Annotated in this window: 8 protein-coding genes and 1 pseudogene; all 9 read left to right on the top strand. The window is 51.7% G+C overall.

The window, feature by feature from the left end:
• The coding region (locus tag J1G18_RS27615; protein ID WP_262415696.1) for a DUF2345 domain-containing protein at positions 1-501 on the top strand (501 nt) is incomplete at its 5' end.
• The gene (locus J1G18_RS27620) at positions 491-1228 is read left to right on the top strand and encodes a DUF4123 domain-containing protein (RefSeq protein ID WP_223009566.1); all 738 of its coding nucleotides are present in this window, start codon (positions 491-493) and stop codon (positions 1226-1228) included. The genes J1G18_RS27615 and J1G18_RS27620, both read left to right, overlap by 11 nt.
• Entirely contained in the window at positions 1228-5886 is a 4659-nt protein-coding gene (locus J1G18_RS27625; RefSeq protein WP_223009568.1) for an RHS repeat-associated core domain-containing protein, read from the top strand. The genes J1G18_RS27620 and J1G18_RS27625 overlap by 1 nt, the downstream gene beginning before the upstream one ends.
• A complete protein-coding gene (locus J1G18_RS27630; protein WP_064588107.1) occupies positions 5886-6176 on the top strand; it encodes a hypothetical protein in 291 nt (96 codons plus the stop codon). Before J1G18_RS27625 ends, J1G18_RS27630 begins: the two co-directional genes overlap by 1 nt.
• 428 nt (positions 6177-6604) lie before the next feature.
• On the top strand, positions 6605-6889 hold the full coding sequence (locus J1G18_RS28185) for a HEAT repeat domain-containing protein (protein WP_225138939.1): 285 nt from the start codon (positions 6605-6607) through the stop codon (positions 6887-6889).
• 156 nt (positions 6890-7045) lie between these two features.
• Positions 7046-7453: a hypothetical protein gene (locus tag J1G18_RS27640; protein WP_223009570.1), complete on the top strand. Its 408-nt coding sequence runs from the start codon at positions 7046-7048 to the stop codon at positions 7451-7453.
• A gap of 174 nt (positions 7454-7627) precedes the next feature.
• The gene (locus J1G18_RS27645) at positions 7628-8029 is read left to right on the top strand and encodes a hypothetical protein (protein WP_223009572.1); all 402 of its coding nucleotides are present in this window, start codon (positions 7628-7630) and stop codon (positions 8027-8029) included.
• Between the two features lie 194 nt (positions 8030-8223).
• Positions 8224-8610, top strand: a complete 387-nt coding sequence (locus J1G18_RS27650) for an Imm50 family immunity protein (protein ID WP_225135587.1) — start codon at positions 8224-8226, stop codon at positions 8608-8610.
• A 172-nt stretch (positions 8611-8782) separates the two neighbouring features.
• Positions 8783-9125 (top strand): annotated as a pseudogene (locus J1G18_RS27655) (hypothetical protein); the annotation flags it as partial.

Raw genomic sequence — 9125 nt, forward strand, 5'->3', positions numbered from 1 at the left:
CAGAAGATCCGCGTCGGCAACGAACGCCACGACACCGTCGAGCAAAACAGCTACACAGAATTCAAGGCAGAAGAACACCACACCGTCTACGCCGACCGCAAAGTCGAAGCCCGCGCCAACGACCACCTGACCGTGGGCGTGAACCAGCACATCAAGATCGGCACCGGCCAGTTCATCGACGCCGGCCAGGAAATCCACCTCAGCAGCGGCATGAAAGTCGTGCTCGAAGCCGGCGCCGAACTGACCCTGGTCGGCGGCGGCAGCTTCATCAAGATCGACGCCGGCGGCGTGACCATGAGCGGCCCGACGATCAACATCAACTCCGGCGGCAGCCCCGGCAGCGGCACTCCCGCCGCCCCGCTGATGCCCGGCGTGCTGAAACAGGCCGACGCCGACAAGGCCGGCCAGGTCCTGACCCCGGCCCAGATCAACACCCTCAAACGCAACGCGCCGTTCTGCGAAGAATGCGAAAAATGCAAGGCAGGTGCCTGTGCCATCTGATCGACTGACACCCAAGGACTGGCTGGCACAACAGCCGTTGCAGACTGGCGAGCGCCTGTATCTGGTCATCAGTGCGGCGAGTGATGCCGACGCGCTGAAAACCCTGTACCTGACCGAACCCACCGCCCAGCTCCTGCCGATCTGGGGCGGCACGCCCTACTCCACCTGGCAACCGGTGATGCCCTACGTCACCGAACTCAAACCGAACTCGGCATTCCTGCCGTGGATCGCCGAAACCGACGCCCTCGATTGGGGCTGGCTGGCGGTCTCACGCGCCGAACCGAACGACGTGTTCGAGCACCTGCGCAGCCTGACACAGGTGAAGATGCCTGACGGGACTGAGGTGTTTTTCCGCTTCTGGGATGGGCGGCATATCTACCCGATTCTGAAGGGGCTTGGGGAGAAGGCTGGGGAAGTGCTGCCGGTGTTTGAGCGGTATCTGATTAATGGGCAGATGCTAGAGGTTGGGACGCGGGTGTTGCCGAAGGTGAAGGATTGGCCGTGGTGGGAGGTGCCCAAAGGGTTGTTGGATGGCTTAGCCAAGGAGAACCCGACGACACTGATCAGCAACCTGATGCAGTGGCTGGAAGAAGACCGCCCGGACATTTACAACGCTTGGCCTGAGAACAACCTGAAGCTGAAAGTCAGCCGTTTCGTGCGCCGCCCGGATGCGCCGAAAAAACTTAAAGAAGCACTGTTAAACCACCTGATTCTGGAGCAAGGCTGATGGATCGCGTTGCCTTTGTTGACAACCAACTGAACACCTTCAAGGACAGTCTGAAGCTGTATCAGGAACAAACCAAAACCTGGTACGCAAGGGCTGCCGACAAGGCCAGTCGAGCCGCTGACCTGCCCTCCCTGTTGGGCATGGAGCGTGTGATCAAGGTGGGCGACACCAGTAAATCGGTGAGCATGACCGACGGTGATTTCTCCTCGAACGTAGCTCAGTGTCCTCTCAAAGGTCCATTGCTGATCGAAAGTAAATTCGAATCGGTCTACGACATCCCGATTGGCGAGATCGAAGTCGAGATCGTCGCGGTGGAAGGTGGTGCGGTCAGCAAAGTCAAACTCGACGCTCAAGGCAAGGCTGAGTGGACCGGAGGTATTCCCGGCAAGTTCTATCAGATCCGCGTTCACAACGAAGTGACTCCGGCGCAGATCGACGCCCTCTTCGGCTCCTACAGCGGCGTGACCGCTGACCTGGAGGGTTTCCTGCGTAAAGAGTGGGCCGGGTTCAAGCCGCAATGGTCGAACCTGTCAGCTTCGGGCACCGCGATGGCGATCGGCAACGGCATTCTTGAAGGTGGCTGGGAGGCTATCAAGGGGGTGTGGGATGGCATCAGTCTGGTGCTCGATATCCTGCAAAATCCGAAGAAGTTTGCGGCGGACCTCGGGGCTGGCGCAGATGAGCTGATCAAGGTCGCCAAAAGCTCGCCAGATGTCATGAAAAAGGCCATGTTGCTGGCCAGTGACGAAGCCGCACTGTTCCTGCTGGTGCGCAGTGCAGTGATCTGGCTTGCCGGTTTGCCACCCATGAAAATGGCAGGCGACGTGGCGAAAATGACCACAGCGATCGTCGTTGGCATCGCCATCGACATCGTAATTGGTGTGGTACTGACCATCGCAGCCGAAGGCACCGGGGTCATCTATCTCGCTGCCCGACTGAAAAAGTACGGTGAGCTGGTCCTCAACGCCGTCATCGGTTTCGTGAAGTCGTTGTTCAAGATCATCAACGACTTTATGGAATACGTCGCGAAGTACACAGCGGTTGCGGCGCGGGGTGTGACGGCTAAGGTGAGGAATGGTATTTCCGAGTTGCGTTTTGACGGGAAGAAAAACGCAAAACTCGCGGATGGCAAAATAGCCGACGATGCTTCCAAACAGGCAAAAACGCCTGCCGAGAAAAGCGCGGAGCCGGCAGCCGACACTTGCACCAATGGATGTCCGGTTTCAATGGTTACCGGTGAAGAACTGTTGACGCTGACCGACGGCCAGCTTGACGGTCTGCTGCCGTTTGAATGGACCCGTCTCTACCGAACCAGCGCAGTGGAAATCGATTGTGGCCTGGGTTATGGCTGGAGCCATGCTCTATCGCATCGCCTTGAGATCAATGGCGGCGAAGTCATCTGGACCGACCACGAAAACCGCTCCACCCCCTTCCCGCTACCAAGCGAACAACGTCCAGCCATTACCAACAGCCTCTCGCGAGCCGCCATTTTTCTCGGAGACGATCCGTCAGAACTGGTTCTGGCGCAGGCAGGCAAACGCCCATCGTTCTACCACTTCCGCTTCAACAGCAAAGGCACAACTCTGATTGCCATTAGCGACAGCTATGGCAATCGGCTGCACGTCACGCGCGATATCCACGGTCGGATCAAGCGCCTCGATAACGGTGCCGGTCGCGCCCTGTTGCTGCGTTACGACCGCAAACACATTATCGCTGTGGACTATCAACAGTTCCTGCCAGCGGACAACCTGGAAGATGCCTGGAACACCGTTCAAACGCTGGTGACGTACAGCTACGACGCCCAGCATCGCCTGATCGAAGCGAAGAACGCCGCCGGCGAAGCCGAGCGCTATCGCTACAACGAACAGCACGTGATTCTGGAGCGGCAACTGGCAGGCGGCGCGGCCTTCTACTGGGAGTGGGAGAACGAAGGCAAACTGTCTCGCTGCATCCGTCACTGGGCCAACTTCTCGCAGATGGAAGCGCATTACGCCTGGGATGACAAAGGCAGCGTAACGGTAACCAACGCCGACGGCAGCGAAGAGGTCTACACCCACGACGACCAGGCGCGACTGATCAGCAAGGTCGACCCGGACGGCGCCGAACACCTCAAGGCCTACAACGACAAAGGCCAGTTAATCGCGGAAAAAGATCCTTTGGGGGCCGTCACCGAATACCGGTACGACGACAACGGACTGATGACTGCCGTCATCCCGCCGGAAGACGAAGCCACCACGTATGAATACATCAATGGCTTCGTCAGCGATGTTCATCGCGGCAAAGCCAGTTGGAAGTACCAACGCAACCGTCAGGGCGACATCACCCAGCAAATCGACCCGGACGGCAATGCCACGCTGTACAGCTACGACGCCCAGGGTCGCCTGCTGGAGATCCGCCACCCTGACGGCAGCCGCCATCAACTCGGCTGGAACAACCTCGGGCAGTTACTGGAAGAACGCCTGCCGGACGGCGGTCAACGCAAGTACCGCTACGACGCACTGGGTCGGCAGATTACTCGCCAGGAAGAATCCGGCGCCATCACCCACTACCAATGGGATGCGGCCAACCGCCTGACACAAGTCACGCTGCCGGGCGGCGCAACACGTGCCTTCACCTACAACGCCTATGGCAACGTCACCGCCGAACGCGACGAACTCGGTCGCGTAACGCGATATGAGTATGTGGACAACCTGCACCTGGTCAGCCGCCGCATCAATCCGGACGGCAGCCAACTGCGCTACCGCTACGACAACTCGCGTCTGTTGCTCACTGACATCGAAAACGAGCGCGGGGAACATTACCAGCTCGATTACTACTCGAACGGCCTGATCCAACAGGAAACCGGCTTCGACGGTCGTCGCACGGCCTACGAATACGACCTCAACGGCCAGTTGCTGAAGAAAACCGAATTCGGTGATGACGGCAGCGAACTTGTTACCGAGTATCAACGCGACGCCGCTGGCCGTCTGCTGGTAAAAACCCTCGCCGATGGCGAGGAGATTCACTACAGCTACGACGCTCTCGGCCGCCTGGTAAACGTCGACGACGGTCACTGGCCGCTCGCCTACAAGTACGACCTGCAAGACCGCCTCATCGAGGAACACCAGGGCTGGGGCACCACACGTTACGAATACGACAGCGTCGGCCAGCTAAGCCATTGCCGCCTCCCGGATGGCAGCAAACTCGACTACCGTCACCTGTCCGGCGGACGCCTGAGCAGCATCGACCTCAACGGCTCACGCCTCACCGCTCACCAGTTCAGCGCCGGTCGCGAACAACAGCGCCAGCAAGGCCTGTTGCTCAGCCAGTACCAGTACGACGAACAAGGCCGACTGCAAGCACATACCGTCGGCCAGCGTGATAAAAACCTGTTCCAGCGTCGCTACAACTACGACGCCAACGGCAACCTCGCCGGCATCGATGACAGCCGCAAAGGCAGTCGCAGCTACCATTACGATCCGCTCGATCGCTTGGTCAGCGTACGCGGCACGACACCGGAAAGCTTCGCCCACGACCCGGCGGGTAACCTGCTGGGTCAGAACAACGAAGGCACGGCCAACCTCGCCAACGTCAAAGGCAACCGTCTGCTGATGCAAGGCGACCGCCACTACGACTACGATGCCTACGGCAACCTGATCCGCGAACGTCGCGGCACCGGCCAGAAACTCGTCACTGAATACCGCTACGACTGCCAGCACCGCCTGATCAGCGTAAGCCTGCCTGGAGGCAGCAACGCGTCCTACAAATACGACGCCTTCGGCCGACGCATCGAAAAAACCGTCGACGGCCAGACCACCGAGTTCCTGTGGCAAGGCGAACGTCTGATCGCTGAAAGCGCCGACAACCGCTACCGCAGCTACATCTATGAGCCCGGCAGCTTCCGTCCACTGGCGATGCTCGATGGCGAAGGCCCGCGCAAAGCCACGCCGTTTTACTACCAACTCGACCACCTCGGCACACCGCAGGAACTCACCGACTACAGTGGCGAGATCATGTGGTCGGCCAAGTACCGCGCCTACGGTAACCTCGCGGCGCTGGACGTCAGCGAGATCGATAACCCGTTGCGCTTCCAGGGTCAGTATTTCGACGCCGAGACGGGGTTACATTACAACCGCCACCGCTACTACAATCCGGGCACAGGACGGTTTTTGACGCCGGATCCGATCAAGCTTGCGGGTGGGTTGAATAGCTACCAGTACGTGCCTAATCCTACGGGGTGGGTGGATCCGTTAGGGTTGAATAGTGAGTGCCCAAAGAAAAAATCAAAATCTACCGGTAATGTCGGTAACCCTACAGAAAAAGCGAGAGTCAATGAAGGCGCACCTACCGCCCCTGCTCCAGCAGCACACGGAGAAAGCACAACTCGAGTCCGGCATTACACCAACAGAAAGGGCTCTACTGGCATCGAGAATGATGGTGTAATCCAAGCGCAGGATAACAATCGTGTCTACGTAGAACCTGCCAATAAAAAACCTTTGAGCCAACTCGAGGCTGAAGATAAGTATCAAATTGGCAGAGGGCGCGGCAGAGACTATATTGAAACAGACGTGCCCGACTCTCAACTTGAATGGGTCAAGAACCCTAGATACGGCACCATGGAACTTACAATCAAAGGAAATGTGACGCTTGAAAACCCCACATTTAATCGGCGGAAATAATGTTAGAAACCAACAAGAAAATTGTGCTTAACGGAGAAGACGCTCTCGAAGTCCTTGCAGATATCGAGTTCATATTAATTTCACTGCACAAAATGGGCAGCTATTACTCCGACAAACCAATCGAAGACTACCAAAAAGCCACCACTGATTTCATTGATAACGAAGGAGTAACCCAACGACTCGCCAAAGTAAGAAAAATCATAAGCAAGAATTTTGATTCGACACTAGGGGATGATGATATGGATGACATTGAGCGCCACATGGAAGGGATTAAATTTTGGAAACCCTAATTAAATCTTAAAACATATAATTCTCAACAGATTTGTTTATATAGATGTAATCCGCAGCGGAGCTCCCATACGCTTACAGCTATCCGGACAGCGATCAAAGGAGAGTGATTATTTTCCATAGCCTCCAAAGATATTGAAAAAAATCCGTCACCTTTTGCGAAATTTAAATCTGCAACCAATTAAAAACTATAGAAGAGAACAAAAATATGAAAGATTTATTTTTAACTAAATTCATATCGACATAGAAGTACGCAAAAATAAACCCTACCTCTTTTACTGTGCTTATGAATAGCAAAGCTTACGAAGAATACAACTACTGGCTCGGACCAAATGAAGATTCAAAATGGAATGAGTACATTACTGAACAAATAGCCCATGGAATTCTAAGAAAGTTCGGCGCCATGGACTAGCAAATACTTAATGAAGCAATACTTTCGAAAGAAGAATACTGGCAAGAAAGAAGTGCCGCTGCTCTCGGAGAGCTACGAACGCCCGAAGCAATTGAAATTCTAAAAAAACTTATTGAATCCAAGTTTTCAGAGGTAGCAATCGCCGCAGCTTCCGAACTTGACTGGACGGAAGCAGTCATTGAGGAAAAATACTCTAATAAAATACAGAAAATTATAAACAACCTGTCCGACGAAGAAATCGACTCTTACCCAGAACTCATAAACTTACTAAGAAAATCACAAGGTCAGCCTTCTTCCAAATAAACAACATAAAGTCTTATTTTTCAGATAAACAAAATTACTTTACCCTCTCCGAAAAAATGAGAATAAAGACCACCAACTCATTACCCAAGCATACTCCAAAAAACTTGAAAAATAATTTTTCCTTTTGACGCAAATTTTCAAGTGTAGAAATTTCAAATGAGACCCAAACTACAATATAAGCTTCAACCAATTCGAGTCCCAAGCGGTTGGACAATAACAATCAACAACCTTTTTGAAGTTGAATTAACGCCAGAAACCAGCGACTGGTTCACCTGCTCAGTACTATTGGGCGGAGTGCGTCCAAGTAGCGGGCACTGCTTCGATTCTAGAGTAGAACCAGAGGGCGACCCCAACGGAGAGTTTGTAATTGATTTCCTGAAAATCGATTATGACCAAAAAGGAAAACCGGTTAAAAACTCCGAAGTTTTTCTTGGTGAGTTCAGAACCAAAAGCAAAATTGAATTCATTAAAAAAATTGAATCGTTCATGATTGAATCGGGAGATATAGACATCTTAAAGCTCCAACAATCAGCAATCCAAAAACAGTCTATGATCCGAACGTAACTCGACAAAAAAGCTCAACGCGGGAGCAGCGGTTAAAGAAGACAGATTTATTTTCCGCAGATACCTCAAAAGATGTTAAAAATAAATCTATCACCTTTTGTTCCCTCTTGCTTGTTAGAGCACGCTCCTATCAGAATCTGCGCCCTTATCATGCGCAAAAATTGGAGTTCCTCAATGAACCACCTAGAAAAAGAAATCGACTCAAAATTAGCAGAGCAGTTCTTAACACATAAAAAACTACACGGTGACAAACTGTCTGAATTGATCAACAAGCTAACGACATTATTTTTTTCCACTGAAACAAAGCGTCTCGACCCTTACCACTTGAAAAACACTAAACAAAAACACGATCCAGAATTTTGGAAAAATGTCGACAAGCTACAAAATTTAGAAAAACCGTTCCTAATAGTTAAAGACAGTAAGACTCATGCTTGGAAGCTAGAAAGCTCTGCAGATCTTAAAATGCTATTTTCCGAAACGACTGGTTTTCCATTTTGGATAGCCGACGACAATTTTAAAGTCTTAATCTATATGGATGATCATGACTGCGTTTATATCAGTGATTGCACCCAATAAATACATTCAATGTCAGGTTAATGGCCAACCGAAGGGGGACAGATTTATTTTCCGGCTTGCTCCCCTTTCGATTCAAAAGGGACTAAAAATAAACCCGTCGCCCTTTTACTACATTTCAATCCAACGACCAATTGAAAATCCTAGAACAGGCAAAGCACCTGGTAAAGCCTACTACATATTTCGAGCAATTTAGAATGTGGACATCATCAATATCGAACAAAAAGCAGTGGACGTCTATTTTCGGAGAAGCATATTCCCCCTCAAGCATGCGTACGTCATACGTAATGCTGGACGGAAACTCTATATGCTTAAAATTATCCAGCAAAATAGAGCAAGCAGCCCCTAAAAAGTGGCTGAAAAAGAATTACAACGAGTATGAGTTTCAGCTCTACTTAGTAGACATAGAAAATTTTAATGTAGAGAATTTCAACTTCAGCGGCACCACCACCTTAACAATTGAGAAAAAAACCTCAAGCTATAAAGTAACAATTAAATTTGAAAATAACTGCATAGCCACATGCCAAGCAAAAAACATTAGCATAGCCAATATTACGGCATACAATAATGACGGCGCAGTGTAGCACAATGCGCTCACTGACAATTTTATAAACAGTAGTTCATTCAAACACTACCGACGATGTCGGAAACAGATCACAGTTTCTTATTACACAGATGTGATTATCTTATAACCTGAGCGCTCTAAGCAGAAACGATACCCATTGCTTTGCAGCCCTTCGGTTTACATGACCCCCCATGAATAAACATCAAATCACACTCGCCAACAACTGGATCGCCACCTTCGAAAACAACGGTGAATTCCGCATGGGAGCCGAAGGCTGGAGCTTAGTCCTGCAAGGACCTGACGGCAGAAATATCAATTACTTCGCGGACAAGATCATTTTGGTCAACGATGACGACGGCACCCAGGCTAATTCATGCATTCGTCTATCCAGCGACGGTGTCTACGGTTATTTGAGCACAGCCGTTGACAGCTGCTGGGTCATCGGGAGTGTCATAAATTTTGTGTTCGGGCATAACATGTCGCAGAGGTGCATGTATGCCGACCAAAAAGAAACCGGCCCGAGAGGCCCAGCGT

It is taken from the genome of Pseudomonas sp. MIS38 (assembly GCF_019891575.1).
GTDB classification, from domain to species: Bacteria; Pseudomonadota; Gammaproteobacteria; order Pseudomonadales; family Pseudomonadaceae; genus Aquipseudomonas; species Aquipseudomonas putida_A.

Coding starts and splice junctions, on each gene's coding strand:
- J1G18_RS27640 (WP_223009570.1), top strand. CDS start 7,046: ATGAGACCCAAACTACAATATAAGCTTCAACCAATTCGAGTCCCAAGC.
- J1G18_RS27630 (WP_064588107.1), top strand. CDS start 5,886: ATGTTAGAAACCAACAAGAAAATTGTGCTTAACGGAGAAGACGCTCTC.
- J1G18_RS27625 (WP_223009568.1), top strand. CDS start 1,228: ATGGATCGCGTTGCCTTTGTTGACAACCAACTGAACACCTTCAAGGAC.
- J1G18_RS27645 (WP_223009572.1), top strand. CDS start 7,628: ATGAACCACCTAGAAAAAGAAATCGACTCAAAATTAGCAGAGCAGTTC.
- J1G18_RS27650 (WP_225135587.1), top strand. CDS start 8,224: ATGTGGACATCATCAATATCGAACAAAAAGCAGTGGACGTCTATTTTC.